Here is a 24,042-nt window from a genome sequence, read left to right on the forward strand (position 1 = left end):
TGCTGCGCACAAACCCACAGGCCAGCCATGTCAGCCGCCGGCCTGGTCGAACACGGTGCGGCAAGCCTCGCTCAAGCTTGAGCGGTTACGGCGCAGGCAGGCCGTAATGGCGCGGACGTTCGGGATTTCGCCGGCGCAGAGCCGGTAGACGTCGGGCGTGCAGGCCCGGCGCTGCTCCGGCGTGCCCTGCTGGGCCTGGGCGGCCGATGCAAACATCGTCAGGAACAGCCCGACTGTCGAGGCGCGATGCGCCCGGCTTCTCACACCTGCAAACCGCAAGAACCTCGCCTTCATGACCAGTCTCCTGTCTGCCCGCCCGACCCGCATTGGCCGGTGCGCACAGGGGTAGGAGAAATAAATCTCTGAGAATGTGATCTCTTTCACATTGGCCGCCGGCCCGAGGAACGATGGTTCCCGTGGGGATTTTTAGGAAGCGCTAACCAAACAGACCCCGATCGCCTGATCGTTAAAATGCGAACGATCGGGTCAATCGGGAAACAAACCGGCTTTGCGACAGTGCGCCATCCGCGTTCCGGAGGGTGTGATGAGCGAAGCCGAATTCAATTTGATGCTGGATGCCGTTCGGGACGCCATGATCAACGAAGATTTCGCGACCTTGCCGGAGGAGATTTTCGTGCCGCATTCGTGGAGCTTCGACGCGACGCCCAAAGCCGCGAATGACAATGAGGGCGCCTGGCCCTTGCTGCCGTTTCCGGACGGTTGGTACGCCGCCTGCTGAGACCTCTTAGCTGAGCCTGAGGCAAAACCCGCGCGGCCACGCAACCCACGATCAGGTCTTGACGCTCTCCTCGCCGCCCCGTGGTGCCCGGTCGGGCGCCGCTGGCGGAAAGATGCTGTCGTAGATCGCGCGCGCCTCGGCAATAAGGCGTGCCCGCTCCAGCTCGGATTTCGGGATAAATCGGACAATCTCGCCCACGTCTGCTCCTGCGCTTGTTGGGGCTTGCATCCCTTCGCAGATGCGAAGTCTATGCCATCGGGCCTGAATCGAGGGTTTCCGACAAGCCCCGGGCAAACCCGGTGGGCATGGGCGCGCAGGCTCCGTCCGCGCGATCTCGCGGGACGCGATCAAATATAGATTTAAGCTGGAAAATCAGAAGCTTATGATGGAGGCCACGACCAGAATTGAACTGGTGTACACGGTTTTGCAGACCGTTGCGTAACCACTCCGCCACGTGGCCCCGTAAGGGCGGACCAATATAGGGGATCAAGAGCTTAGGCAACCCCGACCGGCCGGCTAGACCTTCGCACCGCCGAGATATCGACCGGGAACAGGTTCGGTCGCGCCGGCCACCGCGATGCGCCCGCGCCGGCACCGTCTTGATCGGTGACGCGCGTCAGGCCCGTTTTTTGCCGCGGCGGAAATCGCGCCGGCGGCCCTTGGGCGCCGGCTTGGGCGCCAGTTCCGGCAACTCGGCCTGAACCTCGCGATAGCGCCTCAACATCCGTTCGAAGCTGGCGTTCAGCGTCTCGGCGATGTCGGGGCGTCGCTCGAGGCCGGCGAGCAGCGTAGCGGCGGCCTCGATGGTCGACAGTCCGTCCTTGCGCGGCTCACGCCGCAGCCGGCCATAGCGCGATGGGTGCGCCGGATTGAGGATGACGCGCTGGCATTTCAGCATCCAGGGATTGCGCCACCACAGCGCCTTGGCCTGGCTCCAGGTGCCGTCCAGCAACACCACGCCTTCGAGCTTGCCGAGGATGGCGCGCTGATTCTCCGCAACCTCGCCCTTGCGGTTGAGCGCGACGATCTCGCCCTCCACGTCGAGGTCGGCGGCGCGCGCCGAGCCCAGATAGAGCACGGCCCAGTGCGAGGCGTTGTCAATCGGGCGCCCCAGCGCCTTCGACAGGCTCGGCCAGGACAGCCCGACCCGCACGGTGGCGTCTGCGAAGTGCCTGGCAAGCAGCCGCGCCGTGCCGAGCGCCCTGTCCTGCTCCTGCGGATGCTGCAGGATCAGGAGCGACAGCTTGTTCTCGATCGGCGTGACGCTGTCGCAGATGCAGAGCGGCATCGGCTTCTGGCAGTGCGGGCATTCGGGAATGGGCTCGGGCGCAGCGGCCGTGGTCTCGGCTGGGTTCGACATGATCGCCGCTATACGCTTCGCGCGGCGGTCCAACAACCTATTCCGCCGGCGCCGCCAGCGCGCGCGGCTCCGATCGCCGCCGCAGGCGGTCGATCAGGAGGTAGATCACGGGCGTGGTGTAGAGCGTCAGGACCTGCGAGACGAACAATCCGCCGATGATGGTGATGCCGAGCGGGCGCCGCAGCTCGGTGCCGGGACCGGTCGCGACGACGAGCGGAATGCCGGCGAACAGCGCCGCCATGGTCGTCATCAGGATCGGTCGGAAGCGGGCCTGGCAGGCCTCGAAGATCGCCTCCGCCGATGACAGGCCGCGCTGGCGTTCGGCATCGAGCGCAAAGTCGACCATCATGATGCCGTTCTTCTTGACGATGCCGATTAGAAGGATGATGCCGACGAAGGCGATCACCGTCAGCGGCGTGTTGGTGATCTGCAGCGCGAGCAGCGCGCCGAGCCCGGCCGACGGCAGTGTCGAGATGATCGTCAGCGGATGGGCGAGGCTCTCGTAGAGCACCCCGAGCACGATATACATCGCCACCAGCGCGCCGAGGATCAGAAGCGGCTGGCGTCCGCTGGTCCTGGCGAAATCGCCGGCATTGCCGTCAAAGCTGCCGCGGATGCCCTCCGGCATGTGCAGTTCGTCGACCGCGCGTTGGATGTTTTGCGTCGCCGCCTGCAGCGGCACGTCGGGCAAGAGATTGAACGACACCGTGGTCGAGGGCACCGACTGCGAATGGTACACCGCAAGCGCCGCAAGCCCGCGCGTCGCGTGCACAACCGCGGACAGCGGCACCTGCACGTCGCCCGCGCCGGCGACATAGATGCGATCGAGATTGGACGGATCGACCTGGAATTTCGGATCGATCTCCAGCACGGTCATGTACTGGTTGCGCTGGGTGTAGATGATCGAGATCTGGCGCTGCGAGAAGGCGTTGTTCAGCGCATTGTCGATGTCCTGCACCTTGACGCCGAGCGTCGCGGCCTTCTTACGGTCGATGTTCAACGTGAGCTGAAGTCCGCCGGGATCGCGATCGCTCGAAATGTCGGTGATGCCCTCGACGGTTTCCATGCGCTTGGCGACGATCGGCGCCCATTTCTGCAACAGGTCGAGATCGGTCGACGCGAGCGTGTACTGATAGTCGGAATCGCTCTGCCGTCCGCCGGCGCGGACGTCCTGGGCGGCGAACATGAAGAGCCGGATGCCGGGCACGGGAAACAGCGCCTTCCTGAGACGGTCGATCACGACCTGCGTCGAGACGTGGTCGCGCTCCTCCGGCGGCTTCAGGGTGATGAACATGGTGCCGCGGTTGGAGGTCGCCGCGCCCGGACCCCCGCCTCCGCTGCCGACGGTCGAACCGATGCCGGCCACGGCCGGATCCTGCATCACGATGTCGGCGAGCCGCTGCTGCAGCGTGAGCATCGACTGGAACGAGATGTCGGCCGAGGCACGTGTCGCGCCGATGACGAAGCCGGAATCGTCGGTCGGGAAATAGCCCTTGGGCACCTTGGCGTAGAGCAGCACCGTCAGGCCGATGGTGGCGAAGAACACGAGGAGGGTCAGCAGCGGGAATTCCAGCACGGCGCGCAAGCTGCGGGCGTAGAACGCGACGATGCGCGACAGCGAGCCTTCGATCAGGCGGTCGAACAGCGTCGCAGATCCCGACGTCGTTTGCCTGATGTAGTGGGCGCAGATCATCGGCGTGACCGTCAGCGACACCAGCGTCGAGACCAGAATCGCAAAGGTCAGCGTCAGCGAGAACTCGCGCAGCAGCCGGCCGACGATGCCGTCCATGAAGATCAGCGGCGTGAACGCCGCAATCAGCGACAGGCTGATCGACACCACCGTGAAGCCGATCTGCCTCGCGCCCTCCAGCGCCGCCTGCATCGGCCGCATGCCGTGTTCGAGATTGCGGTACATGTTCTCGATCATGACGATGGCGTCGTCGACCACGAAGCCGACCGAGATCGCCAGCGCCATCAGCGACAGATTGTCGATCGAGAAGCCGGCGACCCACATCCCGGCGCAGGTGCCGGCCAGCGCCAGCGGCACGGAAATGCCGGCGGCGATCGTCGGTGTCAGCCGCCGCAGGAACACGAACACCACGACCATGACCAGGACGGCGGTCGCGAGCAGGGTCCACTGCATGTCCATCACGCTGGCGCGGATGGTCGTAGTGCGATCGACCAGGATGGAGACATCGACGCCGGCCGGGATCCACTGCTTCAGCTCGGGGATCAGTGCCTTGACCCGGTCGACGGTCTCGATGACGTTGGCATCGCCCTGCTTGGTGATCTGGATCAGCACCGCCGGCTGCTTGTTGAACCAGGCGATCGAGCGCGCGTTGCGGACGCCGTCCTCGATATCGGCGACGTCGGCGAGCCGGACAAAATTGCCGTTCGAGCTCTTGATGACGATGTCGCGGAATTCCTGCGCCGTACGCATCTGCCGGTTGAGCGCAAGCGTCTCGCTCTGGCGCTCGCCGTTGAAGATGCCGACCGGGCCGAGCGGGTTGGCGTTGACGATCGCGGTTCTGACGTCGTCGGTCGCGATCCCCGCATTCGACAATGCCACGGGGTTGAGCTGGATCCGCACCGCCGGCTGATCGGCGCCCGACACGGTCACGTCGCCAACCCCTGGCACTTGCGAGATACGCTGGGCCAGCACGGTATCGGCGACGTCGTAGATGGCGCTGGCAGACAGCGTCTTCGAGGTCAGCGCCAGCACGAAGACGGGCGCGCCAGCCGTGTTCGCCTTGCGGAACCGCGGCAGCGCCGGCAGATCGCTCGGCAAATCGACCAGGGCGGCATTGATGGCGGCCTGCACATCGCGTGCGGCCTTGTCGATGTTGCGGCCGATGTCGAACTGGAGCTGGATGTTCGCCGTGCCGAGCGAACTCGTCGAGGTGATCTGGTTGATGCCGGCGATTTCGCCGAGCCGCCGCTCGAGTGGCGCGGCCACGGTGGCTGCCATCACGGACGGATCGGCGCCGGGCCGGCTGGCCGAGACGAAGATGGCGGGGAAGTCGACGTTCGGGACGGAGGCGACGGGCAGGAACTCGTAGGCGACGCCCCCCAGCAGGAACAGCCCGATCGACAGTAGCGTGGTCGCGACGGGCCGGCGGATGAACGGCTCCGAGATCGATGCCATCACTGCATCCCCTCGGTCGCGCCGGCCGTGGGCGGCTCGGGCTCCGGCGGCGGCAACGCCTGCTCGAGGCGGCGGTTGATGCGGTCGAGCGCGAGATAGATCACGGGCGTGGTGTAGAGCGTCAGCAGCTGGCTCAGCAGCAGGCCGCCGATGATGGAGATGCCGAGCGGGAAGCGCAGTTCGGCGCCGGTGCCGCTCTCGATGGCGAGCGGCAGCGCGCCGAACAGCGCCGCCAGCGTCGTCATCATGATCGGGCGGAAGCGCAACAGGCAGGCCTGCACGATGGCCTCATGCGCCGGCATGCCCTGCCCGCGCTCGGCCTCGAGCGCGAAGTCGATCATCATGATCGCGTTCTTCTTGACGATGCCCATCAGGAGGATGATGCCGATCAGGCCGATCACAGACAGGTCCTGCCCGCACAGCATCAAGGCCAGGATGGCGCCGACGCCGGCCGAGGGCAGCGTCGAGAGGATCGTGATCGGATGGATGTAGCTCTCATAGAGCACGCCCAGCACGATATAGATCGTGATCACGGCCGCGAGCAGCAGCCAGGGCTGGCCGGCGAGCGCCTTGGCGAATTCGGCCGCGTCGCCGGCATAGACGCCGACGATGCTGTTGGGCATCTCGATCCGGGTCTCGATCGCCTTCACCGCCTCGACCGCGTCGCCAAGCGCGGCGCCCGGCGCGAGATTGAAACTGAGCGAGATCGCCGGGAATTGCGCCTGGTGCGAGATCGCCAGCGGCGCCGTGGTGCGCTTCAACGTCGCCACCGCATCGAGCGGCACCTGGGCATTGGGCGCACCGACCACGGAAGAGCTGGCCCCGCCCGGCAAGTACAGCTTCGACAGGATCGAGGGATCGCGCTGGTACATCGGCAGCGCCTCCAGCACCACGCGATACTGGTTGGCCTGGCCGTAGATGGTCGAGATCTGCCGCTGCGCGAACGCATCGTTGAGCGTGTCGGTGATGGCTTGCAAGGAGACGCCGAGCTGGCCCGCGCGGGTGCGGTCGACGTCGAGCTGCGCGCGCAAGCCGCCTTCCTGCGCCTCGGACGAGACGTCCCGGAACAAGGGATCGCGTCGCATCTCATCGACGAGCTTGCGCGCCCATTCCGACACCAGCGCCGCATCGGTGCCGGTCAGCGTGTACTGGTATTGCGAACGGCTCGACTGGGTCGAGATCTGCACGTCCTGCACCGGCTGGAAATAGACGGTCATGCCGGGAATGCCCGCCACCCGCTCCTTCAGCCGGGTCACGACGACGCTGACATCGTCGCGCCGCTCGCCGCGCGGCTTCAGCGTCATGACGAGGCGGCCGACATTGGTGGTCGGGTTGACCGAGCCGGCGCCGATCACGGAGACCACCCCTGTCACGTCGGGATCGGCCTTGATGGCGTCGGCGGCCTCGGCCTGGCGCTTTTGCATCTCGCCGAAGGAGACGTCAGGCCCGGCTTCGGTCACGGCCGTGATCGAGGCGGTGTCCTGGAGGGGCAGGAAACCCTTGGGCGCGACGGCGTAGAGGATCAGGGTGGCAATCAGCGTGACAAACGTCACGATCAGCGTGGCGCGCTGTCGCTCGAGCACCCAGAGCAGCGTGCGGTGGTAGAATTCGACGGTGCGGTCGATGAAGCGGCTGATGGCGGCGAGCCCCGGCACGGCCAGCTCCTGATGAGCGTGCTTGAGCAGCCGCGAGCACATCATCGGCGTCAGCGTCAGCGACACCACGGCCGAGGTCACCACTGCAATGGTCAGGGTCAGCGCGAACTCGCGGAACATGCGCCCCACCAGGCCCGACATGAACAGCAGCGGGATGAACACGGCGATCAGCGATACCGTCAGCGAGATCACGGTGAAGCCGATTTCGCTGGCGCCCTTCAGCGAGGCCGTCATCGCGCTGTCGCCGTTCTCCATGTGACGCACGATGTTCTCGATCATCACGATGGCATCGTCGACGACGAAACCGGTACCGATGGTGAGCGCCATCAGCGACAGATTGTCGAGACTGAATCCGGCAAAATACATGATGCCGAAGCTCGTGATCAGCGACAACGGCAGCGCCACACCCGCGATCAGCGTGGCGCGCAGCGAGCGCAGGAACAGCAGCACCACCAGGGTCACCAGCACGACGCTGAGGATCAGCGTGAACTGCACGTCATGGACGGAGGCGCGAATGGTGACAGTACGATCGGAGACGATGGTCAGGTGCACGCCGGCCGGAATCGCGCGCTGGACCTTGGGGATCTCGGCCCTGATCTGGCTGACGACGTCGATGACATTGGCGCCGGGCTGGCGCTGGATGTCGATGATGACGGCTGGCGTGCCCTGGTACCAGCCGCCGGTGCGGTCGTTCTCCAGGCCATCGACGATCTGGGCGACATCGCCGATGGTGACCGGCGAGCCGTTGCGGTAGGCGATGATGATGGGCTTATAGGCGTCGGCGGCCGCGATCTGGTCGTTGGCCGCGATGATGTAGGATTGCTGGGCACCGTCGAGCGAACCCTTGGGACCCGAGACGTTGGCGTTGGCGATCGCGGCGCGCAGATCTTCCATCGCGATGCCGTAGGCCGCGAGCCGGGCGAGATCCGCCTGGATGCGGACAGCCGGCTTCAGCCCGCCGAGTACGGACACGCGGCCGACGCCGGAGATCTGGCTGAGCCGCTGCGCCAGCAGCGTGTCGGCGATGTCGCTCATCGCCCGCAGCGAGATCGTGTCCGAGCGCAGCGCCAGCGTCATGACGGGCGCGTCCGCCGGGTTCACCTTGGCATAGGTCGGCGGATAAGGCAGCGTCTTGGGCAAGACGCCCGCGGCGGCGTTGATCGCAGCCTGCACGTCCTGGGTCGCGCCATCGATGTCGCGGTTGAGGTCGAACTGGAGCGATATCTGGCTGACGCCGAACGAACTCGTCGAGTTCATCGCCGTCAACGACGGGATCTGGCCGAGCTGTCGCTCCAGCGGCGCCGTGATCAACGAGGCGATCACGTCGGGACTCGCGCCCGGCAGCTGCGTCGAGACCTGCACCGTCGGGAAATCGACCTGCGGCAGCGCGGACACCGGCAGCGCGAAATAGCCGAGCGCGCCGCCAATCAGCAGCGCAATGCCGAGCAGCGAGGTCGCGATCGGCCGGCGAATGAAGGGTTCGGAGACACCCATGAGATGTGCCCGCCGCTCAGGCGGCTGTTGCCGGGATCATGGCTGCTTGGCTCCAGATCCGGATGGTTGTGCCCCCGGCCCCGGCGCCGGGCCGGTCTGGCCTTTCTGGTCGCCTTCGCTGCTCTTCCGCTTGGCGCGGAACTCGCCGTCCTTGCCCTGCCCGTCGTTCAAGCCTTCCTTCGAGCCATCCTTGGCGCCTTCCTTGGCGCCATCCTTTTTCTGAGCATCCGGCGCACGGCTGCGCTTGCGCGGGGCGAGATCGGCCGATGGCGTCTGCTCGTCGCGGCCGATGATGACCTTGGAACCATCGGACAGGTTGGCAAAGCCCGTGGTGACGACCTTGTCGTTCGCGGTGAGCCCGCTGGCAATGACCGCATCATGCTCATTCTGCTGCGTCACTGTCACCGGCTTGGCCGTCACGACGTTGTCCGCGCCGATGACGTAGCTGAACGTGCCGATCGGCCCGCGCTGCACCGCCGACGTCGGCACCACCAGCGCCTGTGACAAGGTCTCGACCTTGAGGCGGACATTGACGAACTGGCCGGGCCAGAGCTGGTAATTCGCATTGGGGAATTCAGCCTTAAGCTTGAGCGTGCCGGTGGTCTGATCGACCTGGTTGTCGATGCCGGTGAGCTTGCCGGTGTCGATCACGGTGACGCCGTCATTGCCGAACACGTCGACCGCCAAGGCACCCTTCGCGGCCGCCGCATTGACGCGCATGATCTGCTGCTGCGGCAGGCTGAACCACACCGCGATCGGCTGCAATTGCGTGATCACGACGAGGCCAGTGGTGTCGGAGGCGTGGATGATGTTACCCTGGTCGACCTGGCGCAGGCCGACCCGCCCCGAGATAGGCGCCACGATCTTGGTATAGCTCAGCGTCGCCGCCGCGTTGTCGATCGCGGCCTGGTCGGCCTTGACCAGCGCCTCGGTCTGCGCGACCGCGGCGCGCTGGGTGTCGGCCTGCTGCTTCGAGCCGGCATTGGAGGCAGCTAGCTGCTCATAGCGTGTCAGGTCGATGCGCTGATTGGCGAGCTGGGCTTCGTCCTGGGCCTTCTTGGCGACAGCCTGGTCATAGGTCGCCTGGTAGAGCGCCGGATCGATCTCGCCGAGCACATCACCCTTCTTGACGTCCTGACCTTCGGTGAAGTTGACCGCTATCAGCTTGCCGTCGACCTGCGAGCGCACCGTCACCGTATTGAGCGCACGGATCGCGCCGACGCCGTCGAGATAGACAGGCACGTCCTGGACGCGAGGCGTTGCCGCCAGCACCGGCACTGGCAGATCCGGCCGCTGCTGCCCACGACCGCCGCCAGCCTGCTGCGGCTGCTGATGCATCACGGTCCAGCCGAGATAACCGAGGCCGCCGAGGATCGCGAGCGTGATCAGGGTCATGACGTAGCCGCGGCCGCGCGACTTCTTCGCCGTCCCGTGTTTCGCGCCGTCGTTCGTCTCCGGCTTAAAGAGCATTGACCGGTTTCTCCATTCGCGGCTCCCAGCCGCCGCCGAGCGCCTGATACAGGCTGACAATGGCAAGAAGGCGTGCGAGCTGCGCCTGCCACAGCGCATCTTCGGCCTGGAACAGCGTCAGCTGGGTGTTAAGCACGGTGACGATATCCGCCGTGCCGGCGCGCAGCTGCTGCTCGGCCAGATCGAAGGCGCGCCGTGATGCGTTGACGACATCGCGCTGCAATTGCAGCTTGATTGTGGTCTGCTTGATCGAGAACAGCGCATTGTCGACGTCGGTGAAAGCCTGGACGATGGTCTTGCGATAGGTCTGGAGCAACTCGTCCTGCCGCGCCTTGGCAAATTCGAAATTGCCGAGGATCTTGCCGCCGTCGAAAATCGGCTGGGTTGCGCTGCCGACCAGCTGGAAGAACGCCGCGTGGGGCTGGAACAGCGAGACCAGCGCCGAGCTCTGATAGCCGCCATTGCCCGTGAGCTGGATGGTCGGGAAGAACTGCGCGCGGGCATTGCCGACATTGGCCGTTGCCGAGGCGAGCTGCGCCTCTTGCCTGCGGATGTCCGGCCGCTGCGTCAGCAGCTCAGACGGCAGGCCGGGCGTCACCCTTGGAATCGCGATCCGGTCGAGCGAGCCGCCCGCGAGGCGCACGCTCTCCGGTGGGCGGGATACCAGCACAGCGAGCGCATTGGCGTTCTGGTCGAGCGTCTGACGCAGCGGCGGCACCAGGGCCTTCTGGTTGGCGAGCACACTCTCCTGCTGAGCGACGTCGAGATCGGTGCCCGTACCGGCCTTGCGGCGCTCGCGGATGGCATCGAGGATGCGCTGCGCGCTCGCGATGTTGCGCTGGGCGGTGCGCAAGCGATCTTGCGAAGCCAGCACCTGGAAATAGGCGTTGGCGACGGCCGCGAGCGTTGTCAGCGCGACGGTGTCGCGGTCGAACCGGTTGGCATTGGCGGTCTCCTCCGCCGTTTGCAGCGCGTCGCGGTTCTGGCCCCAGAAATCGAGTTGGTAGCTGGCACTCAGCGAAGCCTGGTAGTTGACGACCTCACGGCCGCCATTGGTGAGTCCGGACGCGGAGGAGCCCGAGGTGCGCGAATAGGCCTCTTGCCCCGTCCCGGACAGACTGGGCAACAAGGCAGCGCCCGCCTGCCGCGCCTGCGCGTCGGCCTCGACGATGCGCGAGACCGCGGCGGCAATGTCGAGGTTGACGGCCTGCGCCTCCTCCATCAGCTGCGTCAGCTCAGCCGAGCGAAAGCCGCGCCACCAATCGAGCGACGGCGGCGCATCCGCCTTCCCGGCGTATTTGTATTGCGCGGGAACGTCGAGCGCGGGATCGGGCAGGTCCTGGGTCAGCACGCAGGCGCCCGAGCTCGAGGCCAGGCACACCACGGCGACCGCACGCAGCGTTCGGGATGCCGATCCAATGAACTGCCGCATGGCTGGAATCCGCTGTGTCACGTGCAACCCCCTGCCGGGCAGATCGTGCCACCGCCGCGCGGCCGGATTAGCCGATTCGCGGGCGGACGGCCGGAGGCTTCTCTGTAACTCGTTCACAGCGTGATGCTTTCTGCGGAACCTGAAGGTTATACTAGCCGGGCTCGCAACTGCGGGACAGTCCCGCACCTGCGAAACGCACAGCCGAACGTGGCCGCACGCAGGACATTAAAATGCAAGAAGTGCCTGCCTTGCAGTCGTTTCTTGTATTCTGGTGGGCTTCGAAAACGTCAGCAAGCTTACCAAGATTTCATGTGGTATTGGGGCCACACTGGTCCTGAAGTCACTGAACCGGGACTTGGTCTCCACTGAAACCTGCGCCGCAACGCACCGTAGCTTGTCCAGCACGAGGCAGGGACATTGACACATGCGCATCGCGGTCATCGGAACGGGCATTGCCGGCAACACGGCGGCCTGGACGCTTTCCCAGCGCTATCCAGTGACCGTCTATGACCGCGAGCTGCGACCGGGCGGCCACAGCCACACTGTCACCATCGACTATCAGGGCACACCCGTGACCGTCGATATCGGCTTCATCGTCTACAACGAACTGAACTATCCCGACCTGACCGCCATGTTCGCCCATCTCGGCGTCGAGACGGTCGCGAGCTGCATGAGCTTTGCCGTATCCGCCGATGGCGGTCGTTTCGAATGGCGCGGCGGCGGCACTGATTGGTGGGCGACCGGAGCTGGCTTATTTGCTCAACCAAACAATCTGCTCTCCCCATCTTATTTGCGGATGCTGACGGAGATTCCGACGTTCGGCCATCAAAGCGTCGACGACCTGCGCAATGGCCGCTTGAGCGGACTGACGCTCGGCACCTATTTCCGGCAACGCGCGTTCTCAAAACGCCTGCTGACCGACTATCTCGCCCCGATGGGGGCTGCCATCTGGTCTGCTCCGGCCGGCGAAATACTGGATTTCCCGGCCGAAAACTTCGTCGCCTTCTTCGACAATCATCGCCTGCTGCACTACGACCGGCCGGTTTGGCGCACCGTCAGGGGCGGCAGCCAGACCTATGTCCGGAGGCTTCAGGCCGCATTCAGGGACCGCATCCGGCTTGGCTGCGCCGTGACGTCGATTGCGCGCACCGCCCATGGCGTCGTGGTCGGTGACAGCCACGGCCGGCACGAGAGCTTCGACCATGTGGTGATCGCGGCGCACAGCGACCAGGCACTTGCCATGCTGTCGGATGCAGACCCGCGCGAGCGCGACATCCTCGGAGCGATCAACTATTCCCCGAACAAGGTCTATCTGCATCGCGACACCAGGTTGATGCCAAAGCGGCGCCGGGCCTGGGCGTCGTGGAATTTCCTGCGCTGGCGGCGCGAGGGAGCAGCGATGAACGACGTCGCGGTGACCTACTGGATGAACAACCTTCAGGGCATCGATGCCGACAAGCCGCTATTCGTCAGCCTCAATCCCCCCTTCGAGCCAGCGCCCGAGCTCACTTTCGGCCGATATCTCTGCGAACATCCGCAGTATAATGCGGCGGCCTTTGCCGCGCAGAAGCGGCTCGCCGAGATCCAGGGGCCGCGGCACACCTGGTTCTGCGGCGCTTGGACCGGCTATGGCTTTCACGAGGATGGGCTGCGTTCAGGGCTCGCTGCGGCCGAGGCGCTCGGAGCAACCGCACCCTGGCGCGCGACCTCGGTTGAGCTCGCGGAGGCCGCGGAGTAGCGCGATGGTGACGACAGCCCTTCCCGCGACCGATGCCGCCTCGCTCTATTTCGGCGACGTCATGCATGCGCGGCTAAAGCCGATCGGCCATCGCTTCAGCTACCGCGTCATGAGCCTGCTGCTCGATCTCGACAGGCTGGATGAGGCTAACAGGCAGTCGGCGCTGTTCGGCGTCAACCGCGCCGCGCTCTACAGTTTCCACGAGAAGGACCACGGCCCGCGCGACGGCTCGTCGCTGCGCGCCTATGCGGAGCGCTGCGCAGCCTCCCACGGCGTCGATCTCGTCGGCGGCCGGATCGCGCTGCTCTGCTATCCCCGCCTGCTCGGCTACGGCTTCAATCCGCTGTCGGTCTATTTCTGCTATCGTGCCGATGGTGAACTGGCGCTGATGATCTACGAGGTGCGCAACACCTTTGGCGAGATTCACCATTATGTCCTGCCGGTCAAAGCAGGCGAACTGAACGCTGCCGGTCTGCGTCAGCAACAGGACAAGCTGTTCTACGTCTCACCCTTCGTGCCGATGGCAATGCGCTACCATTTTCGCGTGCTGCCGCCGTCTGATGCGGTCAAGCTGCGCATCCTGGAGACCGATCGCGACGCCCCGTTGCTCGCGGCGACCTTCCACGGCCGCCGCCATGCTCTGACCTCGCGCGCGCTGCTGCGATCATTCCTTGGCCTGCCCCTCGCAAGTCTCAAGGTGATGGCGGCGATCCATTGGGAAGCGTTGCGGCTTTGGCTGAAGGGGGCGCAACTGGTGCCACGGCCTGATGCCGCAGGGCCGCACAATGGCAAAGCCACCTTGGCGCGCGGCAAGAGGCGCCCCTATATTATTGGTCGTTGACCGTCTGCGGGCGCGCTCGGATCCGACGACATGAGCAGGATCGGCATGCGCGACGGGCGGTCGGACAGTGTCCGCTGAGGTCATGGATCTGCCGATGTCGAATGCCATCTCGGTGACGCCTGATGACGTCGAAACAGTGCTTGGCGACTTGCCGCGGCTCGCTCGCCTCGCACTGAGCTTCGGCGCGCGACTGCGGCGCGGCACCCTCGATGTCACCCTGCCGGACGGGCGCCTCGTTCGGCTCGGCGGACTGGAGCCGGGTCCGAACGCCGCGATGCGTCTGCACAATTACGGCTTCGCCTCGCGCCTGATCAACGCCGGCGACATCGGCATGGCCGAAGCCTATCTCGCCGGCGATTGGGATACGCCTGATCTGACGCAGTTTCTCTACCTGTTCTGCGTCAACCACGATCTGATCCAGGCTATGCTGCGCGACAAGCCGTTGATGCGGTTCGTGCAGATGGTGCAGCACTGGTTCAACCGCAACACCCGCCGGCAGGCACGGCGCAACATCCACGCCCATTACGACATCGGCAACGCGTTCTACTCCGCCTGGCTCGATCCCAGCATGACCTATTCGTCGGCTCTGTTCGAGGAATCGACCACGGACCTCACGGCCGCGCAAACCAACAAATATCGCCGTCTCGCCGAAGCGATCGACCTCAAGCCCGGCCAGAAGCTGCTCGAGATCGGATGCGGCTGGGGCGGCTTTGCCGAGTTCGCCGCCAAAACGTTTGGCGTGCGCGTCGTGGGGTTGACCATCTCCACCGAGCAGCGCGACTTCGCGCAGAAGCGTATCCAGGAGGCGGGCCTTGTGGAGCAGGTCGAGATCCGCCTGCAGGATTATCGCGACGAGCGCGACCGCTATGACCGGATCGCCTCGATCGAGATGATCGAGGCGGTCGGCGAGCAATTCTGGCCGCGCTATTTTGCCCAGCTGCGTGACCGGCTGTTGCCGGGTGGGCTTGCCGGCATCCAGGCCATCACAATCCAGGACAAGCTCTTCCAGGGCTACCGGCGCGAGGTCGACTTCATCCAACGCTACGTCTTTCCCGGCGGCATGCTGCCCTCGCCGGCGGTGCTGAAATCGCTCGGGGATCGCTTCAGTATGCCTGTCATCCGAGAGCGCATCTTCGGGCAAGATTATGCCAAGACACTCGCAAGCTGGCGGAATAATTTTCGCGCGGCCTGGCCGCGCCTGGTGCCACTCGGCTTCGACGACCGGTTCCGGCGACTGTGGGAGTACTATCTCGCCTATTGCGAGGCCGGCTTCCTCTCCGGAAATATCGACGTCCGACAGGTCATCTTCGCAAAGCAGCAATAAGAAGTTCCGGCCTCGTCTTGTGCGGTTGGAGACCCTACTTTAGGGTCTGACGAATTGTCGCCTCCAGCCGGTAATTGCCTGACATGACCATCAAAAACGACGTTGTCGAAGCTATCGGCAACACCCCGCTCATCAAGCTCAAGCGCGCCTCCGAGCTGACCGGCTGCACCATCCTCGGCAAGGCCGAGTTCATGAATCCGGGCCAGTCGGTCAAGGACCGCGCCGGCAAATGGATGATCCTCGAAGCCGAGAAGCGCGGCGAGCTGAAGCCGGGCGGCCTCGTCGTGGAAGCGACCGCCGGCAATACCGGCATCGGGCTGGCCGTGGTCGCAAGCGCGCGCGGTTATCGCACGCTGATCGTGATCCCGGAAACGCAGAGCCAGGAGAAGAAGGATTTTCTGAAGCTATGCGGCGCCGAGCTCCTGGAATCGCCGGCGCTGCCCTACTCCAATCCGAACAACTACCAGCATGTCGGCCGCCGTCTTGCCGACGAGCTGCGCAAGACCGAGCCGAACGGCGTGCTGTTCGCCGACCAGTGGAACAATCTCGACAACGCCAAGGCCCATTACGACTCGACCGGCCCCGAAATCTGGGCGCAGACCGGCGGCAAGGTCGACGGCTTCGTCTGCTCGGTCGGCAGTGGCGGCACGCTTGCCGGCACCAGTCGCTATCTGAAAGAGAAAAACAAGAACATCAGGATTGCCTGCGCCGATCCGCATGGCGCCGGCATGTACGAATATTTCCGGACCGGCGAGCCCAAGGCAACGGCCGGCGACTCCATCACGGAAGGCGTCGGGCTCGGCCGCAAGACCGCGATCGTCGAAACTGCGAAGGTCGATGATGCCTATCTCATTCCCGACGCTGAAGCTGTCATGGTGATCTACGAGCTGCTCCAGCACGAAGGCCTATGCCTCGGCGGCTCGACCGGCATCAACATCGTCGGCGCAATGCGCCTTGCCGAGCAGCTTGGACCGGGCAAGACCATCGTCACCATCCTCTGCGATTCCGGCAGCCGCTATCAGTCGAAACTGTTCAACGCCGACTTCATGCGCGCCAAGAATCTTCCGGTGCCGGAATGGCTGGAGAAGCGCAGCAACATCAAGTTGCCGTTCGTCTAGCGCAGAGCGATTGCGTCTATCAGCTCCAGGTCGGACGTGCCGCCCCCTGCGACACGCGCGCAATGCGCTGGTCCGACGCCGACGGCTTCTTGACCGCCCGCGCCGGCGGCTCGAAGGGGTTGGTATAGACACCCTCGCGCTCGGCACCAGGCCAGAACGTGAGCGCCAGCATCAGCACCAGATTGACGATGCCGCCAAGCATCGTGCCCTGATGCTCGGCGCCGATCGCCCAGGCCGGATACCGGCCCGCCACCACGTGATCGACGACCATGAGCGCGATCCAGGCCGGTATGACGCAGACCGGATCCCAGCCGATGTCGCGGATGCGCATCGACTGCAGCGTCAAGGTCGCAAGCCCAAAGACGACCATCGCGGCGATGATCGCCCAATTGTGGGTGAGATCCTCGGGGCGGATCATGCTCGGAGACGTCGTGCGCAGCGCCGTCATCGCGATGCCAAAGCAGATCGCCGTCATCACAACTGCCAGCGCGATCGTGGCGAGGAAGAAATGCAAGCGCCCGAGCCGGGCATTGAGGCCGAATATGAAGCCGAGCATTAAGGCACTCCTTTTGGCCGCCTTATGCGCAGAAAGAGCTTTCCGACGCGTGAAGCCCGCCGGCGTCGGTGGCGGCATGGTTTTTGTCCGGCGACGAAATTGCGTAAAATTCTAGGGATCGGCTACGAGGTCATCGCGGCACAATAATCGCGCCAGAACTGGCGATAGCCTGCCTCGACCCGGCTGGCGTAGACCTCGACATTGCCCGCAGGCGAGGCCACGATCCGTGCCCGCAGCTCCGCCCGCAATTTCGCCAGATCATCCGGCTGCGCCGCATATCTGCACGCGATCGCGGCATAGCCCTCGTCGTCCTCGGCCACCCAGTCCTCGAGGCCGACGGCGGCCACGATGGAGCCGCCGGCACGCGAGGACGACGCGTTGCCGAGCTTGGCAACGACGGGAACGCCGGCATAGAGGGATTCCCAGGTGCTGATGCCGCCGTTCTGCGGGAACGGATCGAGCGAAATGTCGACCTGCGCAAAGGCGCCCAGATGCTCGTGGCGCGAGGTCGAGCCCAGGCAGGTGATATTCTCCTCGGCGACACCGTGCGCGACGAAGCGCGCCACGAGGCCCTCCCGCACCAGGGGGTCGTCGAGCAGGGTATGCTTGATGATGATCCTCGACCCCGTCACCTCGCGCATCACTTTCGACCAGACGCGGATGGCATCGTCCGAGATCTTGTTGATGCGGTTGAACACGCCGAAGGTCACATGGCCGTTGCGGAGCATCGGAAGCTCCGACTGCGGCACATCCACGATCGGATCGATCGTGTTCAGGCACGGCAGGTCATAGACCTTTTCGGCGAGCAAATGACGCGCCGATTCCGGAATGAAGATCGGATCCGCAAACACGTAGTCCATGGTCTGAAGGCCCGTCCCGGAGGCGTGTCCAAAGCCCGAGACCTGGATCGGAGCCGGCTTGCGGGCGAATACGGGAAGCCTGTTGCCGGTGGTATGGCCGGACACGTCGATCAGGATGTCGACCTTGTCCGCCTGAATACGTTCGACCAATTCGTCGTCCGAAAGCTGCCAGGTGTCGACCCAGACGTCCGCCAACTGCTTGAAGCTGGCGGTCACCTCATCCTGTGTCGGCAGGCACGAATAGCAGACGACTTCGAATTTGGCGCGGTCACGATGCCGCAGCAGCGGCAACAAGGCGAACGCCGCCGAGTGATACCAGAGCTCGGCAGAGACATAACCGATCACGATCCGCCTGTCGGGATCGAGCTGGCGGGGGGCCAGCGTCGTTTGCGGCAATCTGACGCCGACCGTATCCCACCATTGCTTTCGCGCCGCCTGCTGGACCGCGAAATCGGCGTCCGGGAGAAAATCCAGGAAATAGATCTTCCGCCCGATCAAACCCGCGTCCGGCGCAATGGCGATCGCAGCGTCGAGCAGCTCGATCGCCGATGCGATCTCGCCCTGATTGGCAAAGCAGGCGCTCAATAGCGCCATCGCGACCGCCGAGCGCGGATTTTCCTCGAGCAAGGTGGTGCAGGCCAGGATTGCCTGCGCCGTATTGCCCATGTTGAGCGAGACCTGTGCCTTGCCCTGCAACGCCACCTCGAGCCTGGGGGAAATCGCAAGTGCTGCGTCGAAATCCGCCGCCGCCTGCTCCCATCTGGAGAGCTCGAGATTGACCCGTCCGCGGTTCGCCAGAATCTTCGCCGAGCCCGGCCTGAGCGCGAGCGCCGCTTCAAGCGCGGTCTTGGCCTCGTCGTAGTTCTTGAGCTCGATATTGACGAGACCTTTGCCGGCCAGTGCCTCGACGTGTCGCGGCTGAAACAACAAGGTGCGTTCGAAGCTTTGTCTGGCGCGGTCGAATTGGTGCAGAGCCAGTTCGGCGAGGCCCCGGTTGCACAGCGCATCGACATAGTCGGGCTTCAGCTTGATCGCGCGGTCGTAGCATTCAATCGCGTCCTGGACGCGGCCGAGGTGCAGCAAGGCGTTGCCGAGGTTGGCCAGGGCCATCGGGAAGCCGGGCTTCAGCGCGGTCGCCTTCTCCAGATGGTTGCGCGCCTCCTCATATTGCCCAAGGGCGAAATGCGTCGCGCCCAAATCGGAAAAGGCCTGTGCCGAGCGCGGGTCGGCGATCACGGCCTGCTTGAGCGCCAGCTTCGCTGCCTCGAAATTCTGCGTCGAGAATGCGCACAATCCGAGCAGGTGCAAGGCGCTGAAATGCTCCGGGAGCTCATTGAGGATCTGGCGGCAAAGTGCCTCGGCCTCCGCATAGCGGCCCTGGCCATAGGCTGTATTGGCGGTGGCGATGAGAGCCTCCGCCTGCTTCCTGAATTTCTTCTGCAATCGCGCGTTCTGGAACGCGCGTGCGCCGGCGCTGCTCTGCAAGGTCGCTCTCCCGGGGATGGCCGACGGGGAGTCTAGCTGATTCGCCGCCCTCACCGGCTGCGCGGCCGGCCCTCCGGGATGTTGCGGAGATCAGCGCAGGATCTGGCTCAGGAACAGTTTGGTGCGGGCGTGCTGAGGGGCCGCAAAGAATTCGTTCGGGGTGTTGGCCTCGATGATCTGGCCGGCATCCATGAACACCACCCGGTTGGCGACTTCCTTGGCAAAGCCCATCTCGTGGGTCACCACCAGCATGGTCATGCCCTCCTCGGCGAGGTCGACCATGGTGTCGAGGACCTCTTTGACCATCTCGGGGTCGAGCGCTGACGTCGGCTCGTCGAACAGCATCACCTTGGGATTCATGGTCAGGGCGCGCGCGATGGCGACGCGCTGCTGCTGGCCGCCTGACATCTGGCCGGGAAACTTGTTGGCCTGGTGCGGGATCTTGACCCGCTCCAGGAACTTCATGGCGGTCGCCTCGGCATCCTTCTTGGGGATGTTGCGCACCCAGATCGGGGCCAGCGTGCAATTGTCCAGCACGGTGAGATGCGGGAACAGATTGAAGCTCTGGAACACCATGCCGACCTCGCGGCGGACCGCGTCGACATGCTTGAGGTTCGGCCCGAGCTCGATGCCGTCGACGACGATCTCGCCCTCCTGGAACTCCTCCAGCGCGTTGACGCAGCGGATCAACGTCGACTTGCCCGAGCCCGAGGGCCCACAGATCACGATGCGCTCCCCCTTCTCGACCTCGAGGTCGATGTCGCGCAGCACGTGAAACTCGCCGTACCATTTGTTGAGGCCGGAAATGTTGACGATGGGGTCGGACATGGTGACCTCGATCAGTTGCGGCGGTGGGCGTTGAGACGACGCTCGACGAAGAGCGAGTAGCGCGACATTCCAAAGCAGAAGATGAAGTAGATGATGCCGATGAACGCGAACCCGGTGAACGCGGTCGACGGCGTGGTCCAGACCGGATCGGCGAATGAGGCGCGTAGCGAGCCGAGCAGGTCGAACAACGCGACGATCGAGACCAGCGAGGTGTCCTTGAACAGCGAGATGAAGCTGTTGACGATGGCGGGAATGACGTGGCGCAGCGCCTGCGGCAGCACGATCAGCGAGGTGGTCTTCCACCAGGACAGCCCGAGCGCGGAGGCCGCCTCGCTTTGCCCGCGCGGCACCGCCGCCAGACCGCCGCGCAGGTTCTCCGCCTGATAGGCGCCGGTGAACAGCGACACGCCGATCAGCGCCCGCACCAGGCCGTCAACCGTGAAGTTGCCCGGCAGGAACAGCGGCAGCATGTAGGTCGCGAAAAACAGCACCGTGATCAGCGGCACCCCGCGCCAGAACTCGATATAGGTGATCGAGAAGATCCGGATCAGCGGAATGGTCGAGCGCCGCCCGAGCGCGAGCGCGATGCCAATCGGCAATGACGCCACGATGCCGGTGATCGCGATCACCAGCGTCACCAGCAGCCCGCCCCATAGCCGCGTATCCACGATCGGCAAACCGCCATGATCGAGCCCCATCAGCTTGATCACGGCGGCAATTCCGGCAAACGTGGCGAGGCTGGCCATCAGGGGCCGCGAGCCGGCGCGCGCGCCGCCGCCCAGCATGAACAGGATCACCGAGACGATCACGGCGGTGATCGATAGATCGAGCCAAGGCCCCTGCCCGGCCGCCTGCATCTGATCGCGCAGCCAGGTCAGTGGAAAGATCACCCAGTGCAGCAACGTGCCGATCAGCGCGGTGAGGCTGCCCGCCGCCCAGAGCAGCGGGCCAGCGGCCGAAGTCTTGCTCAGACCGACCAGGATGGCACCGGCGCCGCTGATGCTGTCGGCGAACAATTGAAGCAGGCCTGCAACCCAGCTGACGCCGAAGCCAGTGATGCCGCCGCCGTGCAACAGGAAGAATGCGACCGCGGGAAAGGCGAAGAAGAACAGTCCGGCATTCAGGCTCTTCGCCGGCAGCCGCGGAACGAGCAGCGGCAACAGCAGCACAGCGCCGAGCGCGAAGGTCAGATTGACCCGCCAGCGCTCGGCCTCGGGATAGAAGCCGTAGAACAGCTGCGTGGACTTGGCCTGGATAAAGGGCCAGCAGGCGCCGACCGGATGGCCGGCATTCTCGGCGAGGCAGGCCGTGCGATCCTTGCCGCTCCAAACTGCATCAACCAGCAGGAACTTGATGGCTGGAACGACGGTGTACCAGACCAGCAACAGACCGAGGATCGTCAGCAGGATATTGGTCGGCGAGTTCAACAGGCGTGTGCGGACGAAGCCGACGAAGCCGGACGTCTTCACGGGCGCCGGGCGCTCGGCCACCAGGTCCTGCCGGACAAAGGACGAGGCGACGATATCGGTCATGCACCCAGGCTCCGGCTGATGCGCCAGCCATAGACGCTCATGATGGCGCTGGTGACGAGCGAGATCAGGAGATAGACGCCCATCGTCATGACGAGGATCTCGATCGCCTGTCCGGTCTGGCTCAGCGCCGTGCCGGCGAACACCGAGACGAGATCGGGATAGCCGATCGCGACCGCGAGCGACGAATTCTTGGTCAGGTTGAGGTACTGGTTGGTGAGCGGCGGCACGATCACGCGCATCGCCTGCGGGACCACGATCAGCCGCAACGTCGCGCCTCGGCTGAGGCCCAGCGACGAGCCTGCCTCCATCTGCCCCTTATGGACCGACAGGATGCCGGCACGGACGATCTCGGCAATAAAGGACGCCGTATAGGTCGACAGCCCGACCGTCAGTGCGACGAGTTCCGGAATGACTCGCGTGCCGCCGGCAAAATTGAAGCCCTTGAGTTGCGGCAGTTCGAACGTGACGGGCGGACCGAACGCAGCGATCGTGCCGAGCGGCAGTCCGACCAGCAATGCCAGCACGTACGGCCAGGTCCGGATCGCACGGCCCTGGTTAAACAGCGCCCGCCGCGCGTAGCTGCGCAGCGCCAGTGACGCGACGAGGCCGAAAGCGAGCACCGCAAGGAAGGGAATGAGGCCCGGCTGCCCCAGCAGCGACGGCACGATCACGCCGCGATTGTTGAGGAAGAAGGCACTGAAGATCGAGATGCTTTGCCGCGGCGGCGGCAATGCCGCGAGCACGGCGAGATACCAGAACAGGATCTGGAACAGCAGCGGCAGGTTGCGGATGGCCTCGACATAGAGACCGCCGACGCGCGACACCAGCCAGTTGGGCGACAGACGGCAGAGGGCGACGACGAAACCGATCACGGTGGCAAAGAAGATGCCGACCACCGAGACCAGCAGCGTGTTCAGCACGCCGACGATGAACACGCGGAACTAGGTATCAGACCCCGAATAGGAGATCAGGGTCTGATTGACGTCGAAGCTGGCGCTGTTTTGCAGGAACCCGAAACCCGCGGCGATATGCTGGGTTTCCAAATTGGTCCGCGCATTCGATATGATCTCATAGGCAATCCAGGCCAGGATCGCGCCGAAGACAAGCTGGACGGCGACGCCGTTCCAGCCTGCCTTGCCACCGAGCGCGCGCTTCAGCTTCAGCGCGATTTGCAGTGGCGGTTTCCGGGCCTCGGCGGCCATCGGCGCAGCCTGCGCGCTTGCCGATCAGCGGATCGGCGGCGCGTATTGCAGACCGCCCTTGGTCCAGAGATTGTTGAGGCCACGGCTGATGCCAAGCGGCGAGCTGGTGCCGACATTGCGATCGAAGGACTCGCCATAATTGCCGACCGCCGTCACGATCCGGACCACCCAGTCCTTGGTCAGGCCCAGCTGTTCGCCGAGATTGCCGTCGCTGCCGAGCACCCGCTTCAGCTCCGGCTTGTCCGATTTCGCCATCTCGTCGACGTTCTTCTGGGTGATGCCGAGCTCCTCGGCCGTGACCATCGCAAACAGCGTCCACTTCACGACGTCGAACCACTGGTCGTCGCCATGACGAACCATCGGACCCAGCGGCTCCTTCGAAATGATCTCGGGCAGCACGACATGGTCGGCGGGGTTGGTCAGCTTCAGGCGGCTGGCATAGAGGCCCGACGAATCGTCGGTGAAGACGTCGCAGCGACCCGACTCGTAGGCCTTCACCGCTTCGTCGATCGTACCGAACGCGATCACCTCGTACTTCATGTTGTTGGCCTTGAAGTAGTCGGCAAGGTTGAGCTCGGTGGTGGTGCCGGTCTGCACGCAGACCGAGGCGCTGTTGAGTTCCAGCGCCGAATTGACCTTGAGCGACTTCTTCACCATGAAGCCCTGCCCGTCATAATAGGTGACGCCGGTGAAGTTGGCACCGAGCGAGGTGTCCCGCGACACCGTCCAGGTGGTGTTGCGCGACAGCACGTCGATTTCACCGGATTGCAGCGCCGTGAAGCGGTCCTTGGCCGACAGCGGCACGAATTTGATCTTGGTCGGATCGTTCAGGACGACGGCCGCAATGGCGCGGCAGACGTCGACGTCGATCCCGGTCCAGTTGCCTTTGTCGTCGGGCGCCGAGAATCCCGGCAGGCCCTGGCTGACGCCGCAGGACAGCATGCCCCGGTCCTTGACGGTCTTGAGCGTTTGCGCGTCGGCGGCTTGGGCAGAGAGGCCGGCGGCGAGAGCAAGAGTGAGAGCCAGGGATACGCGTTTCATGGGCTGAAGGCCTTTCAAGGTCGTCTCAAGGTCAGGAATGTTGTCTCAGGATCGTCTCTGCCAGGGCAATCCGACTTAGGACCCGCCTTGCAAGAGTCATGCTGGGAACTCTTGCCGAACACCCGCCCATCCGAGAGGCCATACCCTAATCCCCGCCGCTGGCGCCCCGCCTTCTGGCTGTGACGCAAGGTCCGGTCAGACGATGGATCGAAGGTCGCGGCT

17 protein-coding genes, 1 tRNA gene and 1 pseudogene are annotated in these 24,042 nt (G+C 64.7%); 5 read left to right on the forward strand and 14 right to left on the reverse strand.

The window, feature by feature from the left end:
- Positions 1-30: 30 nt before the first annotated feature.
- A complete protein-coding gene (locus tag G8O24_RS23180) occupies positions 31-294 on the reverse strand; it encodes a hypothetical protein (protein ID WP_188103352.1) in 264 nt (87 codons plus the stop codon).
- Between the two features lie 250 nt (positions 295-544).
- Between G8O24_RS23180 and G8O24_RS23185 the strand changes: the two genes are divergently transcribed.
- The gene (locus G8O24_RS23185) at positions 545-739 is read left to right on the forward strand and encodes a hypothetical protein (protein WP_188103354.1); all 195 of its coding nucleotides are present in this window, start codon (positions 545-547) and stop codon (positions 737-739) included.
- 51 nt (positions 740-790) lie between these two features.
- Here the strand turns inward: G8O24_RS23185 and G8O24_RS23190 are convergent, their stop codons facing one another.
- The 7 genes from G8O24_RS23190 to G8O24_RS23220 all read right to left on the reverse strand — a co-directional run bounded on the left by G8O24_RS23190 (position 791) and on the right by G8O24_RS23220 (position 11,295).
- Positions 791-937, reverse strand: a complete 147-nt coding sequence (locus tag G8O24_RS23190; protein ID WP_188103356.1) for a hypothetical protein — start codon at positions 935-937, stop codon at positions 791-793.
- Positions 938-1,125: 188 nt separating this feature from the next.
- Positions 1,126-1,199: transfer RNA gene (locus G8O24_RS23195), tRNA-Cys, on the reverse strand.
- Between the two features lie 156 nt (positions 1,200-1,355).
- Positions 1,356-2,099: a tRNA-uridine aminocarboxypropyltransferase gene (locus tag G8O24_RS23200; RefSeq protein ID WP_188103358.1), complete on the reverse strand. Its 744-nt coding sequence runs from the start codon at positions 2,097-2,099 to the stop codon at positions 1,356-1,358.
- A gap of 37 nt (positions 2,100-2,136) precedes the next feature.
- Positions 2,137-5,244, reverse strand: a complete 3,108-nt coding sequence (locus tag G8O24_RS23205) for an efflux RND transporter permease subunit (protein ID WP_188103360.1) — start codon at positions 5,242-5,244, stop codon at positions 2,137-2,139.
- A complete protein-coding gene (locus G8O24_RS23210; protein ID WP_188103362.1) occupies positions 5,244-8,393 on the reverse strand; it encodes an efflux RND transporter permease subunit in 3,150 nt (1,049 codons plus the stop codon). The genes G8O24_RS23205 and G8O24_RS23210 overlap by 1 nt, the downstream gene beginning before the upstream one ends.
- Positions 8,394-8,429: 36 nt before the next feature.
- Positions 8,430-9,863 carry an efflux RND transporter periplasmic adaptor subunit gene (locus G8O24_RS23215; RefSeq protein ID WP_188103364.1) on the reverse strand — a complete coding sequence of 478 codons (1,434 nt, stop codon included), beginning with the start codon at positions 9,861-9,863 and terminating at the stop codon, positions 8,430-8,432.
- Positions 9,853-11,295 carry an efflux transporter outer membrane subunit gene (locus tag G8O24_RS23220; protein ID WP_244645963.1) on the reverse strand — a complete coding sequence of 481 codons (1,443 nt, stop codon included), beginning with the start codon at positions 11,293-11,295 and terminating at the stop codon, positions 9,853-9,855. The genes G8O24_RS23215 and G8O24_RS23220 overlap by 11 nt, the downstream gene beginning before the upstream one ends.
- Positions 11,296-11,719: 424 nt before the next feature.
- On the opposite strand from G8O24_RS23220, the gene G8O24_RS23225 reads away from it, so the two are divergent.
- From G8O24_RS23225 to G8O24_RS23240, 4 genes are all read left to right on the forward strand, one after another.
- Entirely contained in the window at positions 11,720-13,033 is a 1,314-nt protein-coding gene (locus tag G8O24_RS23225; protein ID WP_188103368.1) for an NAD(P)/FAD-dependent oxidoreductase, read from the forward strand.
- 4 nt (positions 13,034-13,037) lie between these two features.
- Entirely contained in the window at positions 13,038-13,874 is an 837-nt protein-coding gene (locus G8O24_RS23230; RefSeq protein WP_188103370.1) for a DUF1365 domain-containing protein, read from the forward strand.
- A gap of 94 nt (positions 13,875-13,968) precedes the next feature.
- A complete protein-coding gene (locus G8O24_RS23235) occupies positions 13,969-15,198 on the forward strand; it encodes an SAM-dependent methyltransferase (protein WP_188103444.1) in 1,230 nt (409 codons plus the stop codon).
- Between the two features lie 83 nt (positions 15,199-15,281).
- Positions 15,282-16,316, forward strand: a complete 1,035-nt coding sequence (locus tag G8O24_RS23240) for a cysteine synthase A (RefSeq protein WP_188103372.1) — start codon at positions 15,282-15,284, stop codon at positions 16,314-16,316.
- A 19-nt stretch (positions 16,317-16,335) separates the two neighbouring features.
- Here G8O24_RS23240 and G8O24_RS23245 read toward each other — a convergent pair whose 3' ends face one another.
- The 6 genes and pseudogenes from G8O24_RS23245 to G8O24_RS23270 form a co-directional block, all read right to left on the reverse strand.
- Positions 16,336-16,872, reverse strand: coding sequence for a DUF805 domain-containing protein (locus G8O24_RS23245; protein ID WP_188103374.1), 537 nt, complete (start codon positions 16,870-16,872; stop codon positions 16,336-16,338).
- A gap of 122 nt (positions 16,873-16,994) precedes the next feature.
- Entirely contained in the window at positions 16,995-19,217 is a 2,223-nt protein-coding gene (locus G8O24_RS23250; protein WP_188103376.1) for an O-linked N-acetylglucosamine transferase, SPINDLY family protein, read from the reverse strand.
- Between the two features lie 90 nt (positions 19,218-19,307).
- A complete protein-coding gene (locus tag G8O24_RS23255; protein ID WP_188103378.1) occupies positions 19,308-20,045 on the reverse strand; it encodes an amino acid ABC transporter ATP-binding protein in 738 nt (245 codons plus the stop codon).
- A gap of 11 nt (positions 20,046-20,056) precedes the next feature.
- Positions 20,057-21,577 (reverse strand): amino acid ABC transporter permease, encoded by a 1,521-nt coding sequence (locus G8O24_RS23260; RefSeq protein ID WP_188103380.1) that lies wholly within the window; start codon positions 21,575-21,577, stop codon positions 20,057-20,059.
- Positions 21,574-22,779 (reverse strand): annotated as a pseudogene (locus G8O24_RS23265) (amino acid ABC transporter permease). The gene G8O24_RS23260 and the pseudogene G8O24_RS23265 overlap by 4 nt, the downstream one beginning before the upstream one ends.
- Positions 22,780-22,803: 24 nt before the next feature.
- Positions 22,804-23,820: an amino acid ABC transporter substrate-binding protein gene (locus G8O24_RS23270; RefSeq protein WP_188103382.1), complete on the reverse strand. Its 1,017-nt coding sequence runs from the start codon at positions 23,818-23,820 to the stop codon at positions 22,804-22,806.
- Positions 23,821-24,042: the final 222 nt, after the last annotated feature.

It is taken from the genome of Bradyrhizobium campsiandrae (genome assembly GCF_014529705.1).
GTDB lineage: Bacteria > Pseudomonadota > Alphaproteobacteria > Rhizobiales > Xanthobacteraceae > Bradyrhizobium > Bradyrhizobium campsiandrae.

What these genes read in the sequence shown, in the direction of transcription:
- G8O24_RS23180 (WP_188103352.1), bottom strand. Translation starts at nt 294, where the DNA reads ATGAAGGCGAGGTTCTTGCGGTTTGCAGGTGTGAGAAGCCGGGCGCAT.
- G8O24_RS23185 (WP_188103354.1), top strand. Translation starts at nt 545, where the DNA reads ATGAGCGAAGCCGAATTCAATTTGATGCTGGATGCCGTTCGGGACGCC.
- G8O24_RS23200 (WP_188103358.1), bottom strand. Translation starts at nt 2,099, where the DNA reads ATGTCGAACCCAGCCGAGACCACGGCCGCTGCGCCCGAGCCCATTCCC.
- G8O24_RS23205 (WP_188103360.1), bottom strand. Translation starts at nt 5,244, where the DNA reads ATGGCATCGATCTCGGAGCCGTTCATCCGCCGGCCCGTCGCGACCACG.
- G8O24_RS23210 (WP_188103362.1), bottom strand. Translation starts at nt 8,393, where the DNA reads ATGGGTGTCTCCGAACCCTTCATTCGCCGGCCGATCGCGACCTCGCTG.
- G8O24_RS23215 (WP_188103364.1), bottom strand. Translation starts at nt 9,863, where the DNA reads ATGCTCTTTAAGCCGGAGACGAACGACGGCGCGAAACACGGGACGGCG.
- G8O24_RS23220 (WP_244645963.1), bottom strand. Translation starts at nt 11,295, where the DNA reads ATGCGGCAGTTCATTGGATCGGCATCCCGAACGCTGCGTGCGGTCGCC.
- G8O24_RS23225 (WP_188103368.1), top strand. Translation starts at nt 11,720, where the DNA reads ATGCGCATCGCGGTCATCGGAACGGGCATTGCCGGCAACACGGCGGCC.
- G8O24_RS23230 (WP_188103370.1), top strand. Translation starts at nt 13,038, where the DNA reads ATGGTGACGACAGCCCTTCCCGCGACCGATGCCGCCTCGCTCTATTTC.
- G8O24_RS23235 (WP_188103444.1), top strand. Translation starts at nt 13,969, where the DNA reads ATGTCGAATGCCATCTCGGTGACGCCTGATGACGTCGAAACAGTGCTT.
- G8O24_RS23240 (WP_188103372.1), top strand. Translation starts at nt 15,282, where the DNA reads ATGACCATCAAAAACGACGTTGTCGAAGCTATCGGCAACACCCCGCTC.
- G8O24_RS23245 (WP_188103374.1), bottom strand. Translation starts at nt 16,872, where the DNA reads ATGCTCGGCTTCATATTCGGCCTCAATGCCCGGCTCGGGCGCTTGCAT.
- G8O24_RS23255 (WP_188103378.1), bottom strand. Translation starts at nt 20,045, where the DNA reads ATGTCCGACCCCATCGTCAACATTTCCGGCCTCAACAAATGGTACGGC.
- G8O24_RS23260 (WP_188103380.1), bottom strand. Translation starts at nt 21,577, where the DNA reads ATGACCGATATCGTCGCCTCGTCCTTTGTCCGGCAGGACCTGGTGGCC.
- G8O24_RS23270 (WP_188103382.1), bottom strand. Translation starts at nt 23,820, where the DNA reads ATGAAACGCGTATCCCTGGCTCTCACTCTTGCTCTCGCCGCCGGCCTC.